The organism is Stenotrophomonas sp. YJH_SMC_16 (genome assembly GCF_059367875.1).
Genome location: NZ_JCAFRH010000003.1, coordinates 199778 through 226566 on the forward strand (window position 1 = coordinate 199778; position 26789 = coordinate 226566).

The window sequence follows — 26789 nt, forward strand, 5'->3', positions numbered from 1 at the left end:
CGGGGGCTTCTCTCCCTTCAAGGTCCGGTATCGATGCGAACGATTGCGCGCTTTCCCCGTGTTTCGCTGCTTGCCCTGCTGATCGCCCCCGCACTGGACGCCCTGGCCGAAGCACCGCAGGGCGAGACGGCCGAAGCGCGCAGCAGCGATGCCCGCACCCTCGACCAGGTGCAGGTGATCGGCCAGGCCACCAGCTACGCCAAGACCTCGGTGCGCGCAGAAACACTGAACCGGCAGACGGTGATGAGCAGCGTCAACGATGCGCTCAATGAAGTGCCGGGCGTGGTGGTCAGCGAGGCCGATGCCACCGGTTCGTCGGTGTGGGGCACGCAGATCAGCATGCGCGGCTTCGTCACCAACCGCGATACGCAGCAGATCGGCACCACCATCGACGGCCTGCCGAACGGTGGTTCGGGCTACGGCGGTGGATCGCTGGCCAACCGCTACATCGACACCCTTGATCTGGAGACGGTGGAAGTGAGCCAGGGCACCGCCGATATCTCCTCGCGCTCGAACGAGGCGCTGGGCGGCACGCTCAACTTCCTCACCAGCGATCCGCTGCAGGACAGCCGCCTGCGCTTCGTGGTCGGTGCCGGTGACAACGAGGCACGCAAGTACTACGTGCGCTACGACACCGGCCTGCTCGGCGGCCACACCCGCGCCTGGGTCAGTGCCTCCTCGTCGAAGGTGCACGACTGGATCGACGGCACCGGCCACGCCAGCAACGACCACATCGCCGGCAAGTTCATCACCGAACTGGACCGCTGGACGCTGACCGGCTACCTGTCCTACAACGACGCCGACGAGCCCGAATACACCAGCGTTTCGCCGACGGGCTTCGCAACCAACCCGGAGCGCGACAACCTGGTCGGCACCCTCACCGGCATTCCCTACCTGGACCAGAACTACCGCTCCGGTTCACGCGCCCTGCGCGAGAACACCTTCGGCTACCTGCGTGCGGCCTTTGACGGCGGCAATGGTTTCAAAGCGTCGGTGGCCGCCTATGGGCATCGCATGCAGGGCCGCGGTGACTGGCTGCCACCGTACCTGGCGCAGGTCAGCGATGATGGTGCGGGCCGCCCCGAGTCGGAGTACCTCGGTGGCAAGACCGTGTACGGCGGCAGCAACCGCGGCCAGATCTTCTTCGTCAATCCTGATGGCAGCGCGGCACAGCGGCTGGCCAGCTGCACGCCACGGTTGGGCTTCACCGCCGAGTACGATCCGAACTGCTACGCCGGCAACGTGCTGGGCGCGCAGTCGTATCGCCACACCCACTACGACAACGATCGCAAGGGCGTGACCGCCGACGTCGAGTGGCGGCAGACCTTCGGCGCGGTCGACAACACGATCCGCGGCGGCCTGTGGGTGGAGAAGCTGGACCGTTCGGCGCGCCGCGACTGGCACCGCCTGCTCAACGTCGGCCAGAGCATCGACTTCGACCACCAGCCGTACTGGGTTCAGTTCGAAGACAAGTACAAGGTCGACGAGCAGATGTACTACGTGGAGGACGTGGCGCGCTTCGGGCCGTTCAGTGCACGCCTGGGCGTGAAGCAGTTCTTCGTCGACCAGTCGCGTCGCCGCGTGATCGGCGCCAGCGAACACGTGACCTCCGATTCCAAGTCCGACCCGTTGCTGTCGACCGGTTTCACCTGGGCGCCGGGCGTGGAAGGCATGGAGTTTTTCGCCGGCTTCTCGCAGAACTTCGCCGCCATTCCCTCCGGCGTGCTCGGCGAGACCGACCCGCAGCGCTTCCGCAACGTCGAACCGGAGACCGCCGACAACATCGAAGTGGGCATGCGCATCAGCCGCTGGCCGCTGACCGCCTCGGTGACCCTGTACAACATCAAGTTCGACAACCGCATCGTCTATCTGCCGGCAGGTTTCGTCAGCGGCATCGACTACCTGGGCGAGACCGACGGTGTCTACGAGAACTTCGGCGGCGTGGAAAGCAACGGCCTGGAAGCCGCGTTCGGCTATGGTTGGGACAACGGCTGGCGGCTCAACGCCGCCTACACCTACAACCGCTCCAAGTACCTGGGCAGTGGCGATGCAGCACGCGATACCCAGCTGGGCATCGTCGATGGCGCCAAGGTGATCGGCCAGCCCGAACAGACCCTGGTGCTGTCGGCGGACTGGCAGGGCGAGAACTGGAACTTCGGCCTGTCCGGCCGTTACCTGGGCACGCGCTATCTCGACGCCGCCAACGTCAACAAGCTGCCCTCGGCCACCGTGTTCAACGCCAACATCGGCTTCGACCTGCAGGGGCTGTCGCCGCGCCTGAAGGGCATGGGTGCCAACCTGGTGGTGAGCAATCTCACCGACAAGCGGTATCTTGCAGGGGTGGACGGCCGCGACAACGCCTTCATCGGCGCCCCGCGCACCGTCGGCATCTCCTTCCGTGTGGACCTGTGAGTGAGCCCGTGACCGATATCGGCCGACGCCGGTTGTTGCAGGCCGGCGTTGCCGCCGGCCTTTCCCCGCTGCTGCCCAGCATCGCCCGGGCCGCAGCGATCGCGCCTGCGGCGCAGACGCGCAGCCTCGAAGACCTGCAGCACATCGTGGTGTTCATGCAGGAGAACCGTTCGTTCGACCACTACTTCGGCACGCTGCCTGGGGTACGTGGTTTCGGTGATCGCTTCGTGGCCCCTGCCGCGGCCCTGCTGGCCGGTGGCCGCACCCGCAGCCTGTGGCTGCAGCCCGACGCGAGCGGCGCGCGCGCGATCGCGCCGTTCCCGCTGGATACCGCCGCGCACTTCGGCTACATGCGGGTGGAAGGCACACCGCACACCTGGCCGGACGCACAGCGTGCCTGGGACCACGGGCGCATGGGGCAATGGCCGAAGGCCAAGCAGAACCACTCGATGGGCTACTTCCAGCGCAGCGACCTGCCGTTCCAGTTCGCGCTGGCCGACGCCTTCACCATCTGCGACGCCTATCACTGCGCGATGCAGGCCGGCACCAACCCGAACCGGGTGTTCCTGTGGACTGGCCACAATGATGCACACGCGCGTGCAGGTGGCCCGGTGATCGCCAACTCGCACGACAACTTCCCGGAACAGGGCGGGCATCCGGCGTCGTACCGATGGACCAGCCATGTCGAGCGCCTGCAGAAGGCGGGCGTGTCCTGGCAGATCTACCAGGACATGGCCGACAACTTCACCGACAACCCGCTGGCCGGTTTCGAGGTATTCCGCCAGGCCCATCGCGCCGCGCCGGGGCATGACCCGCAGTTGCGCGCACGCGGCGTCAGCACCCGTGGCCTGGCGCAGCTGCGCCAGGACGTGATCGGTGGGCGCCTGCCGCAGGTCAGCTTCATCATTGCCGACGCGGCCGGCAGCGAGCATCCCGGCCCCTCCAGCCCCGCCCAGGGCGCGGCCTATACCGCGCGCGTGCTGGACGCGCTGACCGCCGATCCAGAGGTGTGGAGCCGCACCGCGCTGTTGCTGATGTTCGACGAGAACGACGGCTTCTTCGACCACATGCCGCCACCGGCACCGCCTTCACCGCTGGGCACCGGCTGGGCCGGTGCGTCTTCGGTCAGTACCGAGGGCGAGTACCACCGCCATCCGGCACCGGGCGACGAGAAGTACGACCTCGCCGAACTGCGTGGCCGCCCATATGGGCTGGGTCCGCGCGTGCCGCTGTATGTGATCTCGCCGTGGAGCCGCGGTGGCTGGGTCGATTCGCAGGTGTACGACCACACCTCGGTCATACGGTTGATCGAACGTCGCTTCGGTGTGGCCGCACCGGACATCTCGCCGTGGCGCCGCGCGGTCTGCGGCGACCTGAGCAACGCGTTCGACTTCGCCCAGCGCGATACCCGCCCGTTCGTACGCGGCCTGCCGGACGTGAGCGCGGTGGCCGCGCGCGCCGCCGCCCTGCCGGGACGCACCGTGCCCGCGTTGCCCGAGGGACTGAAGCCGGCGAAACAGGAAAGCGGCGTGCGCCCGGCGCGTGCCCTGCCCTACCGGCCGCAGGCATCGATTGCCGCTGTCGACGCCTCGGGTGTGGATCTGGCGCTGTCCTGCGAAGGCGCAGCAGCAGTGCTGCATGTTTACGACCGGCTGCGGCTGGATGCGGTGCCACGCCGCTACACGCTGCTGCCGGGCATGCCGCTGCGCGAGCGCTGGCCGCTGGACGCCCAGGGTCGCTATGACCTGTGGCTGCTGGGCCCGAACGGCTTCCACCGCCACTTCCAGGGAGCGGCCACGGGTCCTGCCGTGCAGGCTTCAACCGATCGTGCGGATGGCCAACTGCGGCTCCGCCTGCGCAATCTGGGTGACAGCGCGCAGCAGGTGCGTGTGCAGCCGGGCGCCTATGCCGGGCATATGCCCGAGCAGACGCTGGTGCTGCCCGCACATGCAGAGACCGCGTTGGCGTGGGACGCAACGCCCACCGCAGGCTGGTACGACCTGCTCGTCGGTGCGGGCGACAGTGCCCTGCGCCTGGCCGGCCGCGCCGAGGATGGGCGCCCCGGCACCAGTGATCCGGCGATGGGCAGCGAGCCATTGCGGTTCGAGCACGATTGAAGGATCTCTGTAGAGCCAAGCCCATGCTCGGCTGCTTTTCCGGTCAGTTATCGAAGAGCTGCCGAGCATGGGCTCGGCTCTACAGGCCAGACCGGTAGGATCAGGCCTCCTGCAGCCCCGGCCGGCCGTGCTCCACCGCGTAGCGCTTCCAGCTCTGCACCGCGCCATTCGGCTGCATCACGGTATCCAGCGTCTTCATGTCGCCGATCCACGCATCGCGGGTGACATCGCACAGCACGTAGCCACGCTTGTCGATGGTCGCCTTCAGATAGGGGCTGTGCGCAAGCTGGTTCCTGGCATACGCGTCCACACCCTGGCCATCGGCGCCGGAAGTGATCGACGTGGCGAGGAACTCGCTGGAGATCACGCCCGAGTCACGGTGGTCCTGCACCAGATCACTCGCATAGTGGCGATGCGCGTCGCCGCAGGCAGTCACTACGTTGCCGAAGCCCACCTTCTGGATGTGGTCAAGCAGGCGCCGGCGGCTGTCCAGATAGCCTGACCACTGGTCGTCGGACGATTGCACCACGCCGTCCTTCTCGCGCATGTAGTTGCCCAGCGCCACCTGGTGGGCGATCGTGTGCCAGCGTGGTGCAGCATCGGCCAGGCCGTCGAACAGCCAGCGCTCCTGCTTCGCCCCCACAATGCTGCGCTCCGGCGATTCCACCTCCTCACGCAACGCCATGTTCACCTGCTTGCTGCGGTACTGGCGGGTGTCGAGCAGGTGCAGGTCCATCAGCGTGCCGTAGCGTGCGCGCCGGTACATCTGCATGTGGCCATCGCGCGGGAATGCCGGGCGGCGCAGTGGCATGTTCTCGTAGTAGGCCTGGAACGCCTGTGCGCGACGCAGCAGGAACACTTCGCTGGGCGTGTCATCCTGGTCTTCGGCACCGGCCCAGTTGTTGTCCACTTCATGGTCGTCAAAAGTGACGAACCACGGTGCCGCCGCATGCGCGGCCTGCAGGTCGGGATCGCTCTTGTACTGGGCGTAGCGGCGGCGGTAATCATCCAGCGTGTAGATCTGCGGGCCGACGTGGTTGCGCAGGTTGGTGAACGGCTGGCCGTTCATCTTCCGCAGGCCCGGCTGGCTTTCGCCTTCGTAGATGTAATCACCGTAGTGGAAGACGAAATCCAGCGGTTCCTCGGCGATGCGCCGCCACGCGGTGTAGTGGCCTTCTTCGTAGTGCTGGCAACCGGCCACCGCAAAACGCACACGATCCACTGCGGCCGTGGCTGCGGGCAGCGTGCGGGTACAACCGACCGCACTGGCGTGGCCGCCTACGGTGAAGCGGTACCAGTAGGGCCGTCCGGGCGCCAACCCGTCCAGCTCCACGTGCACGGCGTGGCCGAGTTCGGGATGCGCCATTGCCGAACCCTGGCGCACCACCTTGCGCATGCCATCGTCTGCTGCCAGTTGCCACTCGACCGCCATCGGCCGGGTCGGCATGCCACCGCCGAACACCAGCGGTTCGGTCGCCAGGCGCGTCCACAGCACCATGCCATCGGCCGAGGGATCACCCGAGGCCACGCCCAGGGTGAAGGGTGTGCTGGCAAAGCGCGGCTTGGCCAGCAGGTTGCGCGGGTTCAGCGCGGTGGCATCGGCCTGCGCGGCCAGCGCGTGTGCCGTGCCCATCCAGGCACCGGCAGCGGACAGGCCGGCCAGGGCCAGGAATCGCCTGCGATTGATCGTCTCCACGGCTGTGCCCTCAGTTGTAGATGATGTGGAAGTAGAAGAAGCGGCCGTAGTCGTCGATCTCGGTACGGAAGCGCCCGTTCGGGCCGGTGCTGTAGGTCGGCTGGGTGTTGAACAGGTTCTTGGCTTCGTACTTCAGCGTCACGTGCCTGCTGAGCTTGTGGCTGAAGCCCATGTTGAAGGTCATGTATGGGTCGTAGTACGAATCCAGCCACTGGGTGTCGCCGAAGTCGACCAGCATCCGGCTGCGGTAGGTGCCGGACAGGCGCAGCTGCGCGCTCTTCCACGGCATGCGCCAGATCACCGAACCATTGAGCGACCAGTCCGGCTGGTACAGCAGGCGATCCAGGCGGCGCTCGGTGCCATCGCTGATGCGGTAGTTGGTCTGGCCTTCCAGCCGCGTAGCGTTGAAGTACATGTCGAAGCGCTGGCGGCCCCACTGCAGGTTGCGGTTGGCCACCGCGAACTCGACGCCGCGCAGCGTGGACTCGTCGGTGTTCATCGGCTGGGTGACCCGGTAGCGGGCATCGCCCACGTTCTCGAAGGTGGTCAGGGTGTAGATGTCGTCCTTGATCACCTTGTCGAACAGCGCCACCGAGACCAGGCCGTTGTTTCCGTTGAAGTACAGGTCCCACGCCAGGTCGATGTTGGTGGAACGGCGCGGCTGCAGATCGGCATTGCCCTGCTTGATGGTGCAGAAGCCCCTGCCCTCCTCGTCATCGCCACAGCTGGTGCTGGTGGCCTGGGCGATGTTGCTCGGCGTCGGCCGGCCCAGCGTGCGGCTGGCGGAGAAGCGCAGGCGCTGGTCCTCCCTCAGCCTGAACGTCGCATTCAACGAAGGCAGCAGGTTGTTGTAGCCACCGCTCGTATTGCGGAAGGCGGAGGTATAGGTAGTGCCGCCATCATCGCTGAACGGGCTGTAGGCATCGAAGCGGGTGTGGTCGTAGCGCAGGCCGCCGATCAGCAGCAGCCGGTCCCAGGCGTAGTGCGCGGATACATAGGCATTGGTGATGTCCTCCACATACTTGTAGTCGCTGGTGAAGTTGGCATTCGGATACGCCGCATTGTTGTTGCCCAGTTTCGGCAGCAGTTCCTCGTTCCACTTGCGGTTGTCGATCAGCGGGAAGCCCGGCACGCTGCCCAGCAGCGTCGAACCCGGATACAGGTAATCGTTGAGCGTGGCATTGCTCTTGAAGTAGTCGAAGTCGATGTCCTGCCAGATCTTCAGATGGCGGTACTCGGCGCCGGTGGCCAGGCCGAAGCCACGCGCATCGGCGTCGATGTTGTAGCTGAAATCCGCGCGCAGGTTGTCGATGCTCTCCTTGGCATCGCGCGGGGAGACATAGGCCTGCGCCGGATTGAGCTTGAACGCGGAGCTGGTCAGCAGGCTGGAATCGGAAACCGCCACCGCGTTGGGGAACCCGTGGCTGTCGTTCTCGTAGTCGACGAACAGATTGCTTGGGTAGGCGCGCACACCCCAGTAGACCTGGTTGTTGTGGAAGGTCTCTTCGGTATGGCCGCCACGCAGGGTCAGCCGCGAACGGTCGCCCATGTCCCAGTTGAAACTGGCGATGGCACCACGGTTGCTGCGGTCCCAGCGGTCGTGACGGTTCTTGATGTAGATGCTGTTGATCTGGGTGGTGCCGCTGTCCTCGGTCTGGTTGCGGATCGGGAACTTGGCATTGCCGTACAGATCGGTCTTGTTCATCGTCGAGTTCTCGTAGAACCGGTACGAGTACAGCAGCAGCGATGCGTAGAACGGATCATCCGAGGGCTTCCACTCAAGCTTGGCGGAGCCACCGAAGTTGGTGATGAAGTTGGTATAGGTGCCGGTGCTGAAGTTGCCAGGCGCACGCAGCCCGTTCCAGCCCTTGGCCTCGTCCGGACCGGTGGTACCGTCGGCGAGGTATTTGCCAGCGTCGTTGTAGTAGTAGTTCGACTCCACCCAGCGCTTGACGCTGTTGCGTGAACGCTGCTCGTAGCGTGCCACCGCAACGATGCCGAACTCCTGGTCGGCGCCGAACTGGTTGGAGGACACCATCTTGGCGCTCTTGCCGAAGTGGCCCAGAGTCTCGTGGTTTCCGCCTGCGCTGCGCTCGACGTTGGTCTCGGCGGTGGAATAGATGCCCGCCACATCGGCAAACACGTACTTGCCGGACCGGTCGAAAGCACTGCGGCTGATGATGTCGATCACGCCGCCGATCGCATCCGGTGCCTGCTCCGCACTGAAGCTCTTGTAGATGTCGGTACGGGTGCCGATGTCGCTGGGAATCAGCTGCAGGTTGTTCATTCGCTCGCCGGAGCCACTGCCTCCCACGCTGGCAATCGCGATGCCATCGATGGTGGTGTAGTTGAGGTTGGCCTGTACGCCGCGCACGGTCACGTAACGTGGCTCGCCGGCATCCTCCACCGCACTCAGGCCTGGAGCGGCCATCAGGCTCTCGGCCAGGGTCTCGTCGCCGTAGCTGTCCATCTCGTCGTAGACCACCGAATCCTTGATCACTGGCGACGACTTCTTCTGGTCGATCACCTCGTGCGCGGCAATCACCTTGACGGTGTCCAGGGTCGGCGCCACCACCGCCTCTGCCTCGCGCGGCTTCGGCGCGGCCGGCTTCGGCGCGTTGCTTACGGGCGCCGGATCGATGGCGATAACGTTGCCATCGACCACGGTGTAGCCCAGGCCGGTCCCGGCCAGCAGTGCGTCCAGCGCCTGCTTGACGGTAGCACCGCGCGGCACCGCACCGGCCATGCGCGCATCACCGCCGGCCGAGTACAGGAACTGCACTCCGGAACTGCGCGACAACTGCTCCAGTGCACGTGCCAACGGCTGCGCCGCGATCGGCGCCGAAACGCGGGCCTCAAGGCCATCGGCAGTGGCCGCGACCGCCAGCGGCACGCTGCAGGGAGACAGGGCGAGGATGATCGACAGGTAGAGCGTGTTGCGCATCACGGGTCCTTGGAAGAGAGAAGGCAGCAGGCGCCGCTGCGTGGCTCGGCAGTGGCTTCTCCCAAGTAAGAGCCCGCATCCACCGAAGTGGAGAACGCGGATTCGATGAATTTTTTCTGACAGTCCACGGCCACGTCGGCCTCAGCGACTGCCGACCCGCACGGTGTCGCCTTCGCGCCTCACCAGGAAACGCGGGTCGCGTTCGAGGAAGGCCTGCAGCGCACCGATGCGATGCGCATCGAGACTGCCCGACAACCGTGCCGATGCAGCGCCTTCGTCCAGCACGCGGACCTGTACCTGGTTGTGCCGGTTGAAGTCAGCGGCTACCTCGTCCAGCCGCTCATCCAGGAAGGACACCTTGCGTTGCTGCCAGTCCAGCAGCATCGACAACGGTACATCCAGCGACTCCACCGCATGGCTGCGCGCGTCGACCTGCACCACCCGGCCTTCGCCCAGTTGCGCAAGACGCCGGGCGTCCGCACCCTGGCTCCAGATCTCCACCTCGCCGGAAACCACGCCGATGCGCGTGCTCTGCAACCGTCGCGCGACATCGAACACCGTGCCAATGTCTCGAATCTCGAGGCCGTTCACCTCCACCTCGAACGGACGGCGGTCACGGGCGATGTCGAACGTGGCCTCACCCTGCAATAGCTCCACCTTGCGGCTGAACCAGCCCATGCGTACCCGCAGGCGGCTGTCCGCGTTGAGCCGCACCTGGGTCTGGTCGGGCAGCACCAGGTCACGCAATTCACCATGGTCGGCGCTGTACAGCTGCGCGGTGGGCATCAGCTGCGGAACCAGGCCCACGCCGAGCAGGGCCGTACAGGCTGCGGCAGCCATCACCCACCAGCGCGCACGCCCCCGAGGCCGCACAGCGCGCGGCGGCGCATGCACGCTACCGAACAGCGGCACCACCTTGGCGGCGATCTGCCGCGGTGGCACCGGCGCCTCTTCAGGCAACGGCGATTGCAGCGCCTCACCGACCTGCCGGTGCAGCGCGAGGGCGCGCATATAGGCGCGCACATGCTCCGGCGAGCACTTCATCCAGTCCAGGAACGCAACCCGCTCGGCCTCACCCAGTGTTCCGTCGCGATTGCGCAGGAACCAGCCCATGGCCTCGCAGGCGATCGTGTCGTCGGCCACGGTCGATGAGTTCCGGCTCATGTGTGCTCCCTGGCGCCCAGCGCCTTCCTGCAGGCCTCCAGCCCCCTGCCGATGTGCTTGCGCACCATGTGCACCGACACCTGCAGCTGCTGGCTGATTCCCGGGCAGTCCAACCCGTCGCGGTAGTGCAGCTCCATCACCCGCCGCGTGGTTGCCGGCAGTCGTGCGATGGTGCTGCGGATATCACTCCAGCGCTGCGCACGCTCGAATTCACCCTCGATGTCTTCTTCGCTTTTCAGCACTTCGGCCAACAGATCGACATCTTCCAGCGGCGGCAGCGACGACCGCGCGCGCGCATGCTCGCGCGCCAGGTTGGCCGCCACAGTGAACAGGTAGGCTTCCGGGTTCTCGACCGCATCGGCATCTTCGCCGGTGCTGCGCAGCAGGCGCAGGTAGACCTCCTGCGCCAGGTCTTCGGCATCCTCGCTGGCCGAACCGCGACGCAGGAAGAAGCCACGCAACAGCCGGCGCCGCAGTTGGTAGCTCTTCTCCCAGATCCTCACGCTGTTCACGGCCGGCCAACCACCCCGAGGCTGGAAAGCCCCGCAGGGTGACCGCCATCGATGACAGTGGCGTTTCAACGACCGGCAGGCAGCCGCTAGAATGCGGCCCCTGCACTGTCCCGGCAGCCCGCACAAGGAGTGCTCCCATCAACGCACGCACCGCCATCAACACCCTCAGCAGCCTGCTGTTCCTGCTGCTGGTCGCCCACACCACCGCCTACCAGCAGCAGATGTGGCCGCCCAGCCGGGTCATCCATGTGCATCCGGTAGTCGTCGTCCTCGCCTATGCGCTAGGTGTGCTCACGCTGCTGCTGTGGATCGGCGGCCGACGTGCACCGGAATCCGCCCAACGCCTGGCGCGCTGGCTGCCCATCGTCGCCTGGTGCCTGCTGGGCGTCGGCGTGGCGATCATCCCGGTGTTCCTGCCTGGGCTGTCCCCGGCCTGATCAGCGGCCGCACCCAGCGCATGCGCGCATGATACGGCGCGCGGTGCCAACCCTTGCTTGCCAGAGACCCAAGCCGGGCCCGCCTATCGAAGCCAGGGGGCCCGGCCTACGCTTGTCTTCTCGGTGGCCGCCACGGTCGCCCTTCGCGTCACGGCCCCGCCGTTGCGACCCCGCTCCAGTGCTGTGCGCCCTGCCGGTGTTGTCGCCCAGGCAGAGCCGGCGCCTTCTGGAGACCGTCATGAACCAAGCACTGATCCCCTTCGATACCGACCCGCTGGAAACGCGGGAGTGGCGTGAATCGCTGGAGGCGGTGATGCAGGCCGGCGGCCGGCCGCGCGCGCACTACCTGATCGACCAGCTGAGCGATCTGGACGCGCAGCAGCACGGCGACCTGCATACCCGTGCCTGGACCGCCTACGTCAACACCATCCCGCCCGAGCGCCAGCCGGCCTACCCGGGAGACCTGGCCATCGAGCGCCGCCTGAATGCGATGATCCGCTGGAATGCGATGGTGATGGTGCTGCGTGCCGGCAAGCATTCCAACGTCGGCGGCCACATCGCCACCTACCAGTCCGCGGCGGTGCTGTACGACGTCGGCTTCGATCACTTCTTCCGTGGCCGCACCGACACCTTCGACGGCGACATGATCTACATCCAGGGCCATTCGGCGCCGGGCATCTACGGCCGCGCGTACGTGGAGGGCCGCATCGATCCGGCACGGATGGACAACTTCCGCCGCGAAGCCGGCCGCGAAGGCCTGTCCTCGTATCCACACCCGCGCCTGATGCCGGAGTTCTGGCAGTTCCCCACCGTATCGATGGGGCTGGGCCCGCTGACCGCCGCCTACCAGGCGCGCTACATGCGCTACCTGGAATACCGCGGCCTGAAAGAACACCAGGGCCGCAAGGTCTGGGCCTTCCTCGGTGACGGCGAGATGGACCAGCCCGAATCGCTGGCGGCAATTTCCCTGGCCGGCCGCGAGCGGCTGGACAACATCGTGTTCGTGGTCAACTGCAACCTGCAGCGCCTGGACGGTCCGGTACGCGGCAACGCCAAGGTCATCCAGGAACTGGAAGGCACCTTCCGCGCGGCCGGCTGGAACGTGATCAAGCTGATCTGGGGCAGCGGCTGGGACGACCTGCTGGTCCGCGACCACAGCGGCCTGCTGCGCCAGCGCATGATGGAATGCGTGGATGGCGACTACCAGACCTTCAAGTCGCAGAGCGGCGCCTATGTGCGCGAACACTTCTTCGGCCGTTACCCCGAGCTGCTGGAGCTGGTCGCGCACATGAGCGACGACGAGATCTGGGCGCTGGCACGTGGTGGCCACGATCCGCAGAAGGTGTACGCCGCCTACCAGCAGGCGGTGAACACCCGCGGCCGGCCGACGGTGATCCTGGCCAAGACGGTCAAGGGTTTCGGCATGGGCGAAGCCGGCGAAGGCCAGAACATCAACCACCAGCTGAAGAAGATGAGCGCCGATGCGGTGCGCGCCTTCCGCGACCGCTTCAACCTGCCGGTCAGCGACGAGCAGCTGGAGGAGATGCCCTATCTGCGTCCGGAGCCCGGCAGCGCCGAGGCCGCCTACTTCGCCGAGCGCCGCCGCATCCAGGGCGGCCAGCTGCCGGCGCGGCTGGCGAAGGTCGATCCGCTGCCGTTGCCGCCGTTGTCGATCTTCAACACCCAGCTGCAGGGCAGCGGCGATCGTGGCCAGTCCACCACCATGGGCTTCGTGCGCATCCTCACCAGCCTGCTGAAGGACCCGGACCTGGGCAAGCTGGTGATTCCGATCGTGCCCGATGAATCGCGCACCTTCGGCATGGAAGGCCTGTTCCGCCAGATCGGCATCCACTCCTACCTGGGCCAGCTGTATACCCCGCAGGATGCCGGCCAGCTGAGCTATTACAAGGAAGCCAAGGACGGCCAGATCCTGCAGGAAGGCATCAATGAATCCGGTGCGATCTGTTCGTGGATCGCCGCCGGCACCGCCTACAGCAACCACGGCCTGGCCACGATTCCGTTCTACATCTTCTATTCGATGTTCGGCCTGCAGCGTGTCGGTGACCTGGCCTGGGCCGCTGCCGATGCACGTACCCGCGGCTTCCTGCTCGGCGCCACGTCGGGCCGCACCACGCTGATGGGCGAAGGCCTGCAGCACGATGACGGCCACAGCCACGTGCTGTCGTCGGTGATTCCGAGCTGCGTGTCCTACGACCCGACCTACAACTACGAGCTGGCGGTGATCATCCATGACGGCCTGCGCCGCATGTATGTCGACCAGGAAGACATCTACTACTACATCACCGTGCTCAACGAAAACTACCCGCAGCCGGCACTGCCGGAGGGCGTGGAAGCGGGCATCCTGAAGGGCCTGTATCTGCTGCATCCGGCAGCCGCCGATACCGCCTCGCAGCCACGCGTGCAGCTGATGGGCAGCGGCTCGATCCTGCGCGAAGTGGAAGCCGCGGCAGAACTGCTGCAGCAGGACTTCGGCGTCGCCAGCGATGTGTGGAGCGCCACCAGCCTGACCGAACTGCGCCGCGACGGCCTGGCCGCCGAACGCTGGAACCTGCTGCATCCGGCCGAGGAGCCGCGCGTACCCTACGTGCAGCAGTGCCTGCAGGGCCATGAAGGCCCGGTGGTGGTGGCCACCGACTACATGAAGATCGTAGGCGACCAGATCCGTCCCTTCGTCAACGACCGCCGCTTCACCGCACTCGGCACCGATGGCTTCGGCCGTTCCGACACACGTGAATCGCTGCGCACCTTCTTCGAAGTGGATCGCCACTTCATCGTGCTGGCCGCCCTGAAATCACTGGCCGACGAAGGCCGCATCGAGCGCTCGCGGATGCAGGAGGCCATCGACAAGTACGGCATCGACACCGGCAAGCGCGACCCGGCTACGGTATAAGGCTGCTGCATTCACCACGCCCGCTGTGCGGGCGTGGTGCAGGCGGCGCCGCTACGGTATCCGCTTGAACAGATTGGTCTGCAGGATCGGCGTACCGTCGTGACCGTAGAACGCCTTGGTCTCGGTCATCGTCGTACGGTCGGCCGCCACGGTATAGATGCGGGTGGAGGCCGGCGTGCCGTGGTCCACCAGCTGCATCACCAGGGTGTTCGGCGCCGGCAGTTTCAGGTTGGCCTTGTCCGCACCGTAAGTACCGGACAAGGGCCCCGGCGTGCCGTCCAGCGCCAGCGTGCCGTCGGACTTCATGGTCTTGCCGTCGTGCAGGACGATGTCCACATGTGAACTCCAACGCCCTGCACCGGCGTCCTTGAACTCGAGCACCACATGCTTCGGGCGCTGCGCTTCGGGAAGTGCAGACGTGGCGATATCCAGCGACCAGCGCCCCAGCAGCGGTGAGCGCGAAGCTTCCACTGCCAGCGCCGGAACGGCGGAGAGCGAAAGCGCAGACAACAACACAGCGGACAACAGTTTCATACGTTGCTCCGTTCCAGTGAAGAAAGCGCTGCGTGACGCGTGGTGGGGGCAGCAGGGCAAATGCTGCACGCCCGCGGCAGGGGGTGCAAGCCACGCGCTGAATGCCCGGCCACCCGCCATGTCAGGACCATGTCACACAGGGGTAGTAGAACGATCCAGCATCTCCGGCTCTTCTCCCCCAGTACACGGCGTTGAACGCGCAGCCCTCGCCACGGCACCTCTATGCCGCCGGCCACTTTGCCCGCACCCTGGCCTGGTCATTCGTGGATCTGGTGCTGGGCTACTACCTGCACGCCCGGCTGGGGCTGTCGGCGGCCCACACCGGCCAGCTGCTGGCCATTTCACTGGCCTACAGCAGCCTGCTCGATCTGCTGCTGGCCGCCGTGTTCACCCGCCTGCGCAACCAGCAGCGCCTCGCCCTGCGCCTGCAGCTCATCGGCGGGCTCGGCACGGCGGCCAGCGCCTGCCTGCTGTTCAGCCCGGGCAACGCAACCGAGCCCGCCTTCCTGCCATTGCTGGTCGCATCGTTGCTGTTCCGTACCTGCTATGCAGTCTACGACGTGGCCCAGAACGCGTTGACGTCGTTGCTGCCCCGTGACGAGGTCGAGGCCATGCGCTATGTCTCCACCCGCGCCGTGGTAGTGCCGATCTCCAAGCTGTGCATTGCCTCGGCGCTGTTCGTCGTGGTCGGTACGCCTGCGTCCCAGGGCAGTGGCAACGCGTTGCTGATCTGCATGGTCATCGGCGTGCTGATCGCGGCCGCTGCGCTTCCTTTGGCCTGCGTCGCAACGCCCCCACGGCCCAGCGCAACCAGGACGCCCGCTGCTGTTGCCCTGCCCCTGCCAGCGCTGCTGCCGGTTCTGCTGGCCGCGGCGGCGGAGACGACGCTGGTCGGCCTGGCAGGGCGTCTGTTCCCCTTCGCCGAACATGGGGCAGCGCTGACCTTCGCGATGGTGGCGGGCATGGTGGTTGCCCCCTGGCTCTGCCTGCGCCTGCGTACAACGCTGCACAGCGAGACCGGGATGCTCGCGTTGATGTCGGTGCTGGCCGTCGGAGCCGTCGGCGTGTACCTGGCCCTCCCCTCCACGCCCATAGCGATTGCATGTGCCGCGACCCACGGGACGGCGGTGGCCAGCGTCGGCCTGGTACTGTGGCGACGCACCGCGCTGATCGCCCGTCGCCACGCCATCCATGGCGGACGCGACGATGACCTCAGCTGCTTTGCACTGCTCACCGGAACCATGAAGCTATCCATCGCGGCCTCTTCATTGCTGCTGGGCGAAGTGCTGCCCGGTATACAGGCGGGCGATCTGGACACCTCGGTCACCCTGGTCTCGCTGGTCGCCATCGGCAGCCTGCTTTCGCTGGCTGCATTGGCCTGGCCCATCCCTCCAGCACGCACCGAGGGCCTGCGCCCGTGAGCCTGGCCCCGACATCGCGGCTGCGCCGCAAGCCGCTGATCGCGCTGGAGGCCGACCATAAGCGCATCATCTGGCTGTTGCGCACGATGGGCGCGGTTCCCCGCATCACCATCGCCCACCAGCTGGGCATGCACAACGGCGCGTTGACCCGCCTGGCGCGTGAGCTGCTGATGCTGGAAGTGATCGAGGAGCAGGAACAGCTGTCCGATGGCCAGCGCGGCCGTCCGTCGGTGCCACTAGCGCTGTCCGGCCGGGGCGGCTATGCCGCCGGTGCCACGGTGCATCCCGGTTGGCTGGAGATCGCACTGGTGGATTTCGCCGGTCAGCTCATCGCCCGTGATGCCACCGCATTCGACAGCGCAGATCCCCACGATTTCGTCCATTGCGTGGACCAGCGCCTGCGCAGCCTCACCAGCAGCACCGGACTGATGCGCGCGCGGTTCCTTGGCCTCGGCGTGGCCGTTCCGGGGCCCGTGGTCGAAACCGGTCCGGCACGCCGGCACGCGGTGGACTGGCTGCATGGCTGGCGCGACATCGACAACGACCAGTTCTTCGAAGACTACTTCGGCTTCCCGGTGTGGGTGGAGAACGATGCAACCCTGGCGGCGTTGGCAGAGTATTACGACAGCGGTCTGATCCGCGACTGCGCTTCGGCGCTGCTGCTGTATGTCGGCCACGGCGTGGGTGGCGGCGTGATCCACCGGCGTGATGTGATGCGCGGTGAGTTCGGCAATGCAGGCGACATCGGCCGCCTGTTCCGCATGGACGCACCGCGCCCCTCGGGTATCGACCTGCTGGCCACGTTGCGCGAGGCCGGCGCCGGAATTCCTTCGTTGTTCGAGCTGGAGGCCTGCCTGGAAAGCCATGCCGGCATTATCAGTGCCTGGGCCGAACGCGCGGGAAACCAGCTGGGCGCAGCGGCCAATACCGGCGTGGCGTGGCTCGATCCGGGCGCCGTGATCCTGTCCGGTTCGCTGCCCCGCCAGGTACTGGAAGCGTTGGGGCAACACCTGCAGCAGCCGGCACGCTGGAGCAGCGCGCTGGACAGCCTGCGCCTGCCGCAGGTGCATGTGTCACGGCTGGGAGGATCTGCGGTATCGGTGGGCGCGGCGCTGCTGCCGATCCACCAGCTGGGCGCCGATGCCATCGTTTAATTGTTTATTTCCGCCGAAGTAAACAATTCCGTCATCGCCCGGACCTACCGTGCAGCGGTCCCCCTTCCCTGCATGGCCGCCCTCCGATGAACATCAGCCCCCTGGTCCTGGGAATCTCCCTGGCCTTGATATCCCTGCACGGCAACGCTTCTGCGCAGGACGCCCCGGTCCAGAACCAGGGCAGCGTCGACGCCGCAACGCTGGATGCGGTGGTCGTCACCGGTGCGGCGCGCACCCAGCGTCGTTTCGATGCGTCCTTCGCAGTCAATTCGCTCAGCCGCGAAGACGTGCAGAAACTCGCACCGAAAAGCTATGCCGACCTGCTCGGGTCCGTGCCCGGCATCCATGTCGAAGCCACCGGCGGCGAGGTGCAGAACATCACCCGGCTGCGCGGCATTCCCACCGATCGTGGCTTCATCGCCTTCCAGCAGGACGGCCTGCCGCTCTACCAGGAGCTGGATGGCCACTTCTTCAATTCCGGCGACGGCATGAACCGGTTCGACGTGATGAACCAGCGGGTGGAGATCGTGCGTGGTGGTCCGGCGCCGATCTATGCGAGCAGTGGCGGCGCCATCGTCAACAACATCCTGGCCGAGGGCTCGGAACAGACCCACGGCAAGGCCCAGCTGACCGTCGGTGACACCGGGCTGTACCGTGGCGAGATGTACCAGTCCGGCGCCCTCGGCAAGGACACCTTCTATGCGGTCGGTGGATTCCTGCGCCAGCACGATGGCTACCGCGACAACGGCTTCCCGAACGACAAGGGCGGGCAGATCAGGGGCAACATCAAGCACTACTTCGATGACACCAGCTGGTTCAAGGTCAGCGGTACCTTCGTCGATGACCACAATACGTTCTACCTGCCGATCCCGGTCGCCGATCCGCGCAATCCCAGCGTCCCGCTGGACCCGTACATCGACTACTTCGACGGTACGCTGAACTCGCCGTCGCTGCGCAGTGTCAACCTGAAATACCTCGATGGCGGCGGCGTCCTGCAGGGCATGAACCGCGACCTGGCCGATGGCCGGCACATGCGCTTCGGCAACATCGGCTTCCAGTACGAGAATACCGCCAGCGATTGGACGATCTCGCTGAAAACCGGTTACACCAAGGGCCGCAACACCTTCGACGCACTGTACTCGACCACCAACCCGGTCGACGCACGCACTTTCGCCAACGGCTATCTGGGCGCGGCCCGTAGCGCCTTCGGCGCCGGCTTCGCGCGGATGGGCTACGCTCTGGCCGGCAGCAACGGGGCGAGCGCCTACGACCCCTATGCCGACTCCGGCCTGGTGATCTCGGCCCAGTACCGGGCCGCAGATTCGGACTTCTACTCCGGCCAGGCCGACTTCAGTGCGACGCGGTTGTTTGAAACGGCCTGGGGCAGCCACGATCTGAACATCGGCGCATATACGGCCTTCTTCGGCACCACGGCCTTCAGTCTGTACCAGGATATGCTGATGGAGATGCGCGGCAAGCCACGCCTGCTGGATCTGGTGGCCTACGGCAACGATGGCGCCCCCTTGGGATACGTCACCGACAAGGGCGCGCTGCGTTACACCACTACCCTCAATCGCGGCAAAGTGGATGCCCGCATGTTCGCGGTGTATGCCAATGACACGTGGGCACTGACGGACCGCTTCAAGCTCGACGCAGGTATCCGCCATGAACGCTACCGCTATGAAGGCTATGCAGAGCAGACCGCCCAGGTCGACCTCGGCGACCGCACCACACTGGCCGACAACACCACGCGCCGGTTCACCGGCGTCGTCCAGAACCATCGCCTGGATCCGTCCGCGACCAACTGGACCGTCGGTGCGAACTTCGATTTCACCTCTTCGGTGGGTGCTTACGCCCGCGTCTCGCACATGGAGATCGTTCCCAACTCGTCAGTGGCACGCTCGATCGATCCCACCATCGTGCAGACCCAGCTGGACCAGTACGAGCTGGGCCTGAAGGCCGGATTCGCCCGGTCCTACCTGTACCTGACTGCGTTCTACACGAAGTTCGACCCGCTCAACGCCTCGTTCGTGGCGTTCAACCCGACGACCGGCCGCAATGACCAGTCGGTGCCGTTCATCGGTACCGCCGTCTCCAAGGGCATCGAACTGGATGGGCTGTTCCGGCCGCTCGACTGGTTCAGCATTGCCGGTTCGATCACGGTCAGCGATCCGCAGTACGACAGCCTGCAGAACGATTCCGGCGCCGATCCGGCCGCCGTCAACGGCAAGCAGATCGTTCGCGAGCCCAAGCTCTACGGCAACCTCCGCCCGACCTTCAGCTTCCAGCACGGCCAGGACCAGTTCGAGACCTGGCTGCGCTATGACGTGGTCGGCAAATCCTATGTTGATCTGTTCAACCAGACGGCGCTGCCTGCCTACCAGACCCTGGGGCTGGGCGTTTCATGGAAACGCGGCAACTGGGGCGCACAGCTGGTGGGCGACAACCTGACCAATGAAAAGGGACTCACCGAGGGCAACACCCGCACCGATGCCCTGGCCGGACAGGGTTCGGCCGAGGCAATCTATGGACGGCCGCTGTTCGGCCGCAACGTCCGCCTGATGGTGAGCAGGAGCTGGTGATGCATCGACGATTTGCCTTGTCCCTTGCCCTGCTTGCCGCGGCGGCGCTGCCGCTTGCGGCGGCGGCCGACGACCGCGACAGCGCCGCGCTGGCCGCACGACTGTTCCCCACCCTCATGCAGTTGAAGCCCGATACGCTGCCCGGTGATGCGCGTGCCCTCCTGGCCGAACGCATGCAGCAGCTGGCCGACTGCCGGACCGCCACCTGCACGCTCGCGTCCGCACGCTGGACGCCCACGCAGGCCGGCCTGTTGATCGCCGCGGCTCCCGCGCACGCCCAAGCCATCGAACGGGAACTGGCAGGCCTCAACAACATTCTCTCCGTCTATGGCCAGGGCCAGCCGCCCCGCTACGACGCCATCGACGGCCCGGTCGGCGCGGCGGGCAGCACGCGACTGGCCGGCGACGTCGCCATTGCCGTGCAAATGAGCGAGGTGGACGCCAGCGCGGCCTACACCGCCTTCGATCGCAGCATCGCGGTGGCGGTAGGCCTGCTCGATGCCAATGACCGCCTCGATGCGATCCGCTTCGAGCCGATCAGCGCGGGAATGAACGCCGCGCCGTTTGCGCGTGCGCGGCAGCTCGATTGGAATGCGCATCCGTACACCGCGATCATCGTGCTGGGCCAGGGACCGGACGAATTGACCACCCCGCTCAGCGCCGGCAGCAAGCTGCGCCTGAAGGCGGCCGCGCAGCGCTACGCGGCAGGTGATGCACCCTTCCTCATCGTCTCGGGTGGTGCGGTACATCCACGCGGCACCCGCAGCGTCGAAGCGGTACAGATGCGCGAAGCGCTGATGGCACGCTTCGGCATTCCCGCAGATGCAATCATCATCGAGCCGTATGCCCGCCACACCACCACCAATCTGCGCAATGCGGCCCGGTTGCTGGCGGCCCTGCAGGCACCGCCGCGGCAACCGGCATTGGTGGTCAGCAGTCCATCGCATATCGATTCGGTCGCCAGCAGCGCCTTCAGCGAGCGCAACCGCCATGAACTGGGTTACGTTCCGGGCAAGGTCGGTTCACGCGTTTCGCCCTACGCGATCCCGTTCGTGCCGGCTCCCGAATCGCTGCGCATCGATCCGATGGATCCGCTGGATCCCTGAACCGCGCGACGGCATCTTCAGTAACCCACCTTCACCGTGAACATCACGTTTCGCGGTGCCCCGTACCAGCCCTGGTTGTAGAAGCCGATCTGCGAATAGTAATGGCGATCAAACAGGTTGTTGATGTTGACCGCCGCCGACACATTGGAGCTGAACTGGTAGCGCGCCATCAGGTTCACCAGTGCGTAGCTGGGCTGCTGCACCGGCACCCGGCGATTTCCGGGCGCGGTGGCGGTCTGGTACATGCGGTTCTGCCAGTCCACGCCACCGCCGATGGTCAGCCGGTCCCAGGCACCCGTCAGCCGCCAGGTAGTGAACAGCTTGAACAGGCTGCGCGGCTTGGCGGTGTTGATCGCCCTGCCCTGCGCGTCCTGCGCGATGAAGGTGGTGAAGCTGGTGCCCAGGCTCCACCCCGGCAGCGGCTCACCGGCCAGTTCCAGTTCCAGGCCGTCTACCGTTGCGCCCTTCACTGCGCGGTAGGCCGCCTGCGTGCTGCCTTCGACCAGACCACCGGTGGCCTCGGCCAGGTTGTCCTGCTGGGTGCGGAACAGCGCCACCGACGCATTCAAGCGCTCCTGCAGCCAGCTGCCCTTGACGCCCAGCTCATAGCTGCGGCCGCTGACCGGGTCGAGGATCTGTCCGGATTCGTTGCGGTTGTTCTGCGGCTTGAAGATGCCGGTATAGCTGGCGTAGGCGCTGCTGTAGTCGTTGAGGTCCCAGACCACGCCGGCATAGGGCACGAACTCGTTGCGGTAGCGGTACTTCCGTTTGCTGCCGAAGTAGACCTGGTCGGTCTCCCAGTTGCTCAGGCGGCCACCGACGATCACATGCAGCGGATCAGCCAGCGACAGCCGCGCCACGGCATAGGCACCGCTCTGATGATTGTCCAGATCATCGGCCTGGGTCTTGTTGCTGGCCCACACCGGCTCGGGCGTGCCCGGCCCGTGCCAGTCGAAATAGCTGGCCAACGGCGGCAACGGGGCCAGTGCGCGGTACTGCCCCAGTGCGATCTCGTCGCGTGAGCGCGACCAGCCGACGGACGCCGTGTGCTGGCGGCCGAACAGCTGGAAGGGACCGGTCAGGCTGACACTGACCGCCTCACGGCGCACCGGACCGTCGTAGCGGGTGAAGCTGTTGCCATTGGGCATCGCCCCGGTCACCGGATCGGGATAGCCGCCCCGGTAGAGATGCTTCATCTCCATATCGGTATGCGAGCGGCTGTAGGACACGCGTGCCTGCCAGTCGTTGCCGAAGCGATGGTTGAAATCGAAGAAGCCGTTGCGGGTATCGGTGCTCATCCGTGCCCACGGCGCGGTGGCCGATACCGAGCGGTCGAAGCGGGTACGCGTGCCGTCGGCATTGAACAGCGCAAAGCCGCTGCCGAAGCCACGATTGTCGTTGGCCTGGTAGGAGATACCGGCGATCAATCCGGTGTCCTCGCCCAGGTCCACGCTGACCACGCCGTAGAGCGTCTTCGTGGTGCTGTCCAGGCCAGCGGTGTAGCTGTCGCCCTCGGCCTGCGCAGCGACCATGCGGCCACGCACGCGCCCTTCCCGGCTGAGTGGGCTGGACACGTCCACCCAGGCACGGCGCGCGTCCCAGCTGCCGAGGCTGATGCCGCCACTGGCAGCAACGTCGCGCAGCGGGCGCTTGCGTACGTAGTTCACCGCCGCCGACGGATTGCCGGCACCGGTCATCAGGCCATTGGCGCCGCGCACGATCTCGATGCGGTCGTACACCACCATGTCCAGGTTGTTCTCGCCGAAATTCCACGGCGACAGCACCGGCATCACCACGCCATCGAACTGATAGTTGTCGATGTCGAAGCCGCGTGCCGAGAACGAGTAGCGGTTGGCATCACTGCGCGTGACCGAGATGCCCGGAGCAGTGGCCAGCGCATCGGCGGTGCTGAGCAGGCCCCGGTCCTCGATCTGCTGGCGGGTGATGACGCTGACCGACTGCGGCGTCCGCCGCGAGGTCAGTGACAACCCCGTCGCCGTGCCCATGGAGTCGGTGGTGTAGGAACGTGAGGATTCGGTGCTGCCATCGAGATCGGCCGTGACCTGCACGGTGGGCAGCTGCGAGGTGTTCGCGGCGGGGGCGCGCTCGGCGCCGTGGGCAGTATTGAACAGCGCCAGGGTCGTGCCGATGGCGGTTGCCAGGGCGCGCGGGCGGATACAGGCGGGCATGGGAGATCCAGCAGGAGAGAAAGGCTGGATGAGAATTATTGTCATTTGATCGTGAGCACACGTATGCGTAGACGCAGCAGATGTATGCGCACTGCCGACGCTGATCCGGCGTCAGCGCAGCTGGCTGGGCGCGATGCCGTAGCGCGCACGGAACGCGGTCGCGAAATTCGTGGCATGCCGGTAACCGACGAAATGCGCGGCCTGCTGTACGCTGCAGCCCTGCCGCAGCTGCGCGCAGGCCAGTTGCAGGCGATGCTCGCGCAGCCAGCCGAACACCGAGCACTGATACACCTGCTGGAACTTCAGGCGCAGGCTGCTTGGGCTCATGCAGGCCAGGCCCGCCAGATCCTCCAGGCTGTGTTCGGCGGCCGGTGCCGCCTGCAGGCAATCGATCACCCGCTGCAGCATGCGGCGGTCACGTGCTGAAACACGCAGGTCCGGCGATGCCTCCCTCGCAGGCGACCCCAGCGCCAGGGCCAGCATCTGCAGGCCGATACTCTCGCACAGCAGTGCATGCATCGCGCCGTGCCAGCTGCCCGACAGCAGCTGGTCAGCGGCGTGCTCGAGATGCCCGGGAACCTGCCAGCCACGCAACCGCGGGTGACCGGTGCGATGCGCGGTGGATAGCAGTTCGCTGATCATCGGGTCGTCAATCCCGGCAGGTGCGTCCAACGAGACATTCAGGCTGCGCATCCGCTGCCCGGCGGGATGAATCGCGGTCATCGGTGCTGCCTCGGCCAGCACCATCGTGCCGGCACCCGGGTTCATGCCGATCACTGCCTGCCCCGCCAGCCGCGCCCCTGCGCGTCCCTCCAGCATCACGATCGCCGAGAAGGCCGGCGGCGATTCCGAAGTTGCCTCGAACGGCTGATGGGCGATCACGTCCGACAGCGCCAGGGTCATGCCCGGGCGCAGGCGACGCTGCTCCACCCTGCCTTGCACCACGCACTGTTCACCCGACAGATCGGCGGCCGACACCGGCAGGCGATAGCGGAAGCCGCTGCTGCGGCCCAGGCGATCAAGGTCGGCAAGGGTGAGGTTGAGCATGATGGGACCAGAGGGGATCGTCCCGCATTTTCATATGAGAACCATTCTCATATCCACCGCCTGCCGCAAGGCCCATTTCGCCCTTGTCGATACAAATAGTTACGTTATAACATTTCACATTGTTTTCACGGATCATGCCATGCGTCGCCACCTGCTTGCTGCTGCCATTCTGTTCGCCGTCCACACCGCCCAGGCCGCGGACGAACCCACCCTCCCCACCCTCCAAGTCCAGGCCTCCCAGCCCTCGCGCATCGACACCCGGGTCACTGTCGACAACCCACAGGCGCAGAACCGCACCCTCGGCGGCCTGCTCGAACACGTCTCCGGCGTGCAGAGCAGCGCCTTCGGGCCAAACGCGGGCGCTCCGGTCATCCGCAGCCTCAGCGGCAACCGCGTGCAGATCCTGCAGGACGGCCAGTCCATCCTCGGCATGAACGCGATCAGCGGCGACATCAACATTCCGTTCGATCCGCTGTTCGTACGCAGTGTGACCGTCAACAAGTCCTCCGACACCGTGCGCTACGGCGGCAATGCGATCGGCGGCAGCGTGGAGATCGATCCGGGCCTGATCTCGCGCAGCATGGAAGACAGGGACCAGTCGATGGAACTGGTCCTGCGCAAGGGCTTCAATGCCGCCGACGCGCAGGGCTTCCGCATGAACTTCAACAACCAGCGCAACCTCTCGACCAACCTGCAGGTCTCTCGGCAGCGCATCTCGCACTACGACATCCCCGGCAACAGCAAGGCCAGTGTCTGCAACACCCGACTGTTTCCGCCGACCGGCGGCGTCAACTCGGCGCTGGCCGACAGCTGCCAGAAGGAGGCGCGCGTCCAGCAGATCTACAACAAGGCCTCGCAGCCTTACATCGACCAGTTCATGACCGAAAACCCGGACTGGGCCGATGGTGATTTCTCGTTCTACACCAACAACCCGACTTCGGTCTGGCAACGCCGTACCTATATCAATCCGGTCAATCCGGCCTATGTCGCCGGCACGCCGTCATACGTACAGAAGCAGATCAACAATGATGTGACGCCCGATTACCATCACCGGTTGGGCAACAGTTACGCGCGCAATTCGCAGGTGGCGTTCGGGTCGACCCTGTTCTTCGACCGTGGTTACGTGGGTGTCAGCATCGATGCCAAGGACAGCGAATACGGCGTGCCCGGGTTCTCGATGCAGAACCTGTCGTTCGGTTCCAACTACGCCAACGCATTGCCGGTGGGCGTGGTGATCAAGCAGGAACGCTACGCACTGGAAGCCCTGTTGCGCGACCCGCTGCCGTGGTTCGAGCGCGCCGAACTGCGTGTTTCGAAGCTGGACAACACCTCGGGCGAACGGCTGGGTGCCACCCGGGCCAACGACTACGATTTCGAGAGCACCCAGGCCGAACTGCTGCTGAGCCATCAGCGTGTCGGTCCGCTCAGCGGCCTGCTCGGTTACAGCCACCAGTCGCGTGATGTCACCGGCAGCGGCTCGCTGCGCTACCTGCCTGACGTCGACACCCGCAGCAATGCAGTGTTCCTGAAGGAGACGCTGGACTACGGCTGGGCCAGTTTCGACGCTGGCGTGCGCCACGAGCGTGTCGGTCACGAACTGCAGCCGAGCCGCTTCAAGACCGCGCGCAATGCCGCCAACACGAAACTGCAGGATCGTTCCTACCGGCTCAACAGCTACGGCCTGGGTTCGTATGTCGAGCTCGGTCCGTTGTTCGCCGCCAAGGTGCGCTACTCGTCCTCGCAGCGCGCACCGGAGATCAATGAGTTGTATGCGAGCAACGCGCACTACTCGGTGATGACCCAGGAAGAAGGCAACCAGAACCTCGAGCCAGAGCGCGCGAAAAACCTGGAGCTGACCGGCCTGTTCCATATCGGAGGGTTCGAACTGTCGGCCACCGCGTATCGGATGAAGTACGAGAACTATCTGTACCTGGGTTACTCGGGCGTGCAGACCGCCAACCGCCTGCCGCTGAAATACTGGAAGCAGACCGACACCACGGTGAAGGGCTTCGAGATCGACGCATCGCAGGCCCTGGACCTTGGCCGCTATGGCACGTTGAACATCTCCGCCTTCGCCGACCTGGTGAAGAACAAGGCCGATCACCCCGATTCGCTGCGTGCCCACAACGACGGCGAGTACCTGCCGAACATGCCGACCAACCGCTACGGCGCCAATCTGCAGTGGCAACGCGAGGGTTGGAAGGCGCAGCTGTCCAGCACCTACTACGACACGCAGAAGTACCTCGGCCGCAACGTCAGCGAGGAAGTGCCACTGGATGCCTTCAACCTGGTCGACCTGCAGGTCAGCCGTGAGCTGCCGGTACGCAACAGCTACATCGCCGGCATGGAGGTGTTCATCAACGGCAGCAATCTGCTCAATGAAGAAGCACGCCCGCACAACTCGCCGTTGAAGTACATCGCGCCGTTGCCGGGGCGTGGTTTCCAGGTGGGGGTGACGGTGAGGCTCTGACGGTCAACCGATGGTGCCGCCCGCGGTTCGATGAACTGCGGGCTCGGCGTAGTGGCGGCAACGTTGCGCTTCAAACCCGGTCTGATCCACCAT

Annotated in this window: 16 protein-coding genes; 9 read left to right on the forward strand and 7 right to left on the reverse strand. The window is 65.8% G+C overall.

The features are described from left to right. The first annotated feature begins 33 nt into the window (after positions 1 to 33). Together AC5P6E_RS08540 and AC5P6E_RS08545 are read left to right on the forward strand one after the other, a co-directional pair. On the forward strand, positions 34 to 2412 hold the full coding sequence (locus AC5P6E_RS08540; protein WP_019338295.1) for a TonB-dependent receptor domain-containing protein: 2379 nt from the start codon (positions 34 to 36) through the stop codon (positions 2410 to 2412). An 8-nt stretch (positions 2413 to 2420) separates the two neighbouring features. Then, positions 2421 to 4529, forward strand: a complete 2109-nt coding sequence (locus AC5P6E_RS08545) for a phosphocholine-specific phospholipase C (RefSeq protein WP_019338294.1) — start codon at positions 2421 to 2423, stop codon at positions 4527 to 4529. A 100-nt stretch (positions 4530 to 4629) separates the two neighbouring features. Here the strand turns inward: AC5P6E_RS08545 and AC5P6E_RS08550 are convergent, their stop codons facing one another. From AC5P6E_RS08550 to AC5P6E_RS08565, 4 genes are all read right to left on the reverse strand, one after another. Next, positions 4630 to 6225: an alkaline phosphatase D family protein gene (locus tag AC5P6E_RS08550; RefSeq protein WP_019338293.1), complete on the reverse strand. Its 1596-nt coding sequence runs from the start codon at positions 6223 to 6225 to the stop codon at positions 4630 to 4632. A 10-nt stretch (positions 6226 to 6235) separates the two neighbouring features. Continuing rightward, the gene (locus AC5P6E_RS08555) at positions 6236 to 9169 is read right to left on the reverse strand and encodes a TonB-dependent receptor (protein WP_312720525.1); all 2934 of its coding nucleotides are present in this window, start codon (positions 9167 to 9169) and stop codon (positions 6236 to 6238) included. Between the two features lie 141 nt (positions 9170 to 9310). Then, a complete protein-coding gene (locus AC5P6E_RS08560; RefSeq protein WP_019338291.1) occupies positions 9311 to 10333 on the reverse strand; it encodes a FecR family protein in 1023 nt (340 codons plus the stop codon). After that, a complete protein-coding gene (locus AC5P6E_RS08565; protein ID WP_019338290.1) occupies positions 10330 to 10845 on the reverse strand; it encodes an RNA polymerase sigma factor in 516 nt (171 codons plus the stop codon). Before AC5P6E_RS08565 ends, AC5P6E_RS08560 begins: the two co-directional genes overlap by 4 nt. 38 nt (positions 10846 to 10883) lie before the next feature. Between AC5P6E_RS08565 and AC5P6E_RS08570 the strand changes: the two genes are divergently transcribed. After that, positions 10884 to 11282 (forward strand): hypothetical protein, encoded by a 399-nt coding sequence (locus tag AC5P6E_RS08570; RefSeq protein WP_019338289.1) that lies wholly within the window; start codon positions 10884 to 10886, stop codon positions 11280 to 11282. A gap of 238 nt (positions 11283 to 11520) precedes the next feature. Continuing rightward, the gene (gene aceE, locus AC5P6E_RS08575; protein ID WP_341926282.1) at positions 11521 to 14193 is read left to right on the forward strand and encodes a pyruvate dehydrogenase (acetyl-transferring), homodimeric type; all 2673 of its coding nucleotides are present in this window, start codon (positions 11521 to 11523) and stop codon (positions 14191 to 14193) included. 51 nt (positions 14194 to 14244) lie between these two features. Here aceE and AC5P6E_RS08580 read toward each other — a convergent pair whose 3' ends face one another. Beyond that, complete coding sequence (locus AC5P6E_RS08580) at positions 14245 to 14727, reverse strand: LuxR family transcriptional regulator (protein WP_495230846.1); 483 nt, start codon at positions 14725 to 14727, stop codon at positions 14245 to 14247. Positions 14728 to 14918: 191 nt separating this feature from the next. On the opposite strand from AC5P6E_RS08580, the gene AC5P6E_RS08585 reads away from it, so the two are divergent. The 4 genes from AC5P6E_RS08585 to AC5P6E_RS08600 all read left to right on the forward strand — a co-directional run bounded on the left by AC5P6E_RS08585 (position 14919) and on the right by AC5P6E_RS08600 (position 20990). Next, a complete protein-coding gene (locus AC5P6E_RS08585; RefSeq protein WP_019338288.1) occupies positions 14919 to 16148 on the forward strand; it encodes an MFS transporter in 1230 nt (409 codons plus the stop codon). Then, positions 16145 to 17302 carry an ROK family protein gene (locus AC5P6E_RS08590; RefSeq protein WP_126560112.1) on the forward strand — a complete coding sequence of 386 codons (1158 nt, stop codon included), beginning with the start codon at positions 16145 to 16147 and terminating at the stop codon, positions 17300 to 17302. Before AC5P6E_RS08585 ends, AC5P6E_RS08590 begins: the two co-directional genes overlap by 4 nt. Before the next feature lie 86 nt (positions 17303 to 17388). Next, positions 17389 to 19884 carry a TonB-dependent receptor domain-containing protein gene (locus tag AC5P6E_RS08595; RefSeq protein ID WP_019338286.1) on the forward strand — a complete coding sequence of 832 codons (2496 nt, stop codon included), beginning with the start codon at positions 17389 to 17391 and terminating at the stop codon, positions 19882 to 19884. Further along, positions 19884 to 20990 carry a YdcF family protein gene (locus tag AC5P6E_RS08600; protein WP_010484259.1) on the forward strand — a complete coding sequence of 369 codons (1107 nt, stop codon included), beginning with the start codon at positions 19884 to 19886 and terminating at the stop codon, positions 20988 to 20990. Before AC5P6E_RS08595 ends, AC5P6E_RS08600 begins: the two co-directional genes overlap by 1 nt. 17 nt (positions 20991 to 21007) lie before the next feature. Here the strand turns inward: AC5P6E_RS08600 and fauA are convergent, their stop codons facing one another. Next, a complete protein-coding gene (gene fauA, locus AC5P6E_RS08605; protein WP_109814954.1) occupies positions 21008 to 23179 on the reverse strand; it encodes a TonB-dependent alcaligin siderophore receptor FauA in 2172 nt (723 codons plus the stop codon). Positions 23180 to 23290: 111 nt separating this feature from the next. Further along, a complete protein-coding gene (locus AC5P6E_RS08610; protein WP_019338284.1) occupies positions 23291 to 24226 on the reverse strand; it encodes a helix-turn-helix domain-containing protein in 936 nt (311 codons plus the stop codon). 139 nt (positions 24227 to 24365) lie between these two features. Between AC5P6E_RS08610 and AC5P6E_RS08615 the strand changes: the two genes are divergently transcribed. Next, complete coding sequence (locus tag AC5P6E_RS08615; RefSeq protein WP_019338283.1) at positions 24366 to 26696, forward strand: TonB-dependent receptor; 2331 nt, start codon at positions 24366 to 24368, stop codon at positions 26694 to 26696. Positions 26697 to 26789 lie beyond the last annotated feature (93 nt).

Bases quoted from the DNA above. Each gene is read 5' to 3' on its own strand.
- AC5P6E_RS08540 (WP_019338295.1), top strand. From the start codon at position 34: ATGCGAACGATTGCGCGCTTTCCCCGTGTTTCGCTGCTTGCCCTGCTG.
- AC5P6E_RS08555 (WP_312720525.1), bottom strand. From the start codon at position 9,169: ATGCGCAACACGCTCTACCTGTCGATCATCCTCGCCCTGTCTCCCTGC.
- AC5P6E_RS08560 (WP_019338291.1), bottom strand. From the start codon at position 10,333: ATGAGCCGGAACTCATCGACCGTGGCCGACGACACGATCGCCTGCGAG.
- aceE (WP_341926282.1), top strand. From the start codon at position 11,521: ATGAACCAAGCACTGATCCCCTTCGATACCGACCCGCTGGAAACGCGG.
- AC5P6E_RS08580 (WP_495230846.1), bottom strand. From the start codon at position 14,727: ATGAAACTGTTGTCCGCTGTGTTGTTGTCTGCGCTTTCGCTCTCCGCC.
- AC5P6E_RS08595 (WP_019338286.1), top strand. From the start codon at position 17,389: ATGAACATCAGCCCCCTGGTCCTGGGAATCTCCCTGGCCTTGATATCC.
- AC5P6E_RS08600 (WP_010484259.1), top strand. From the start codon at position 19,884: ATGCATCGACGATTTGCCTTGTCCCTTGCCCTGCTTGCCGCGGCGGCG.
- fauA (WP_109814954.1), bottom strand. From the start codon at position 23,179: ATGCCCGCCTGTATCCGCCCGCGCGCCCTGGCAACCGCCATCGGCACG.
- AC5P6E_RS08610 (WP_019338284.1), bottom strand. From the start codon at position 24,226: ATGCTCAACCTCACCCTTGCCGACCTTGATCGCCTGGGCCGCAGCAGC.
- AC5P6E_RS08615 (WP_019338283.1), top strand. From the start codon at position 24,366: ATGCGTCGCCACCTGCTTGCTGCTGCCATTCTGTTCGCCGTCCACACC.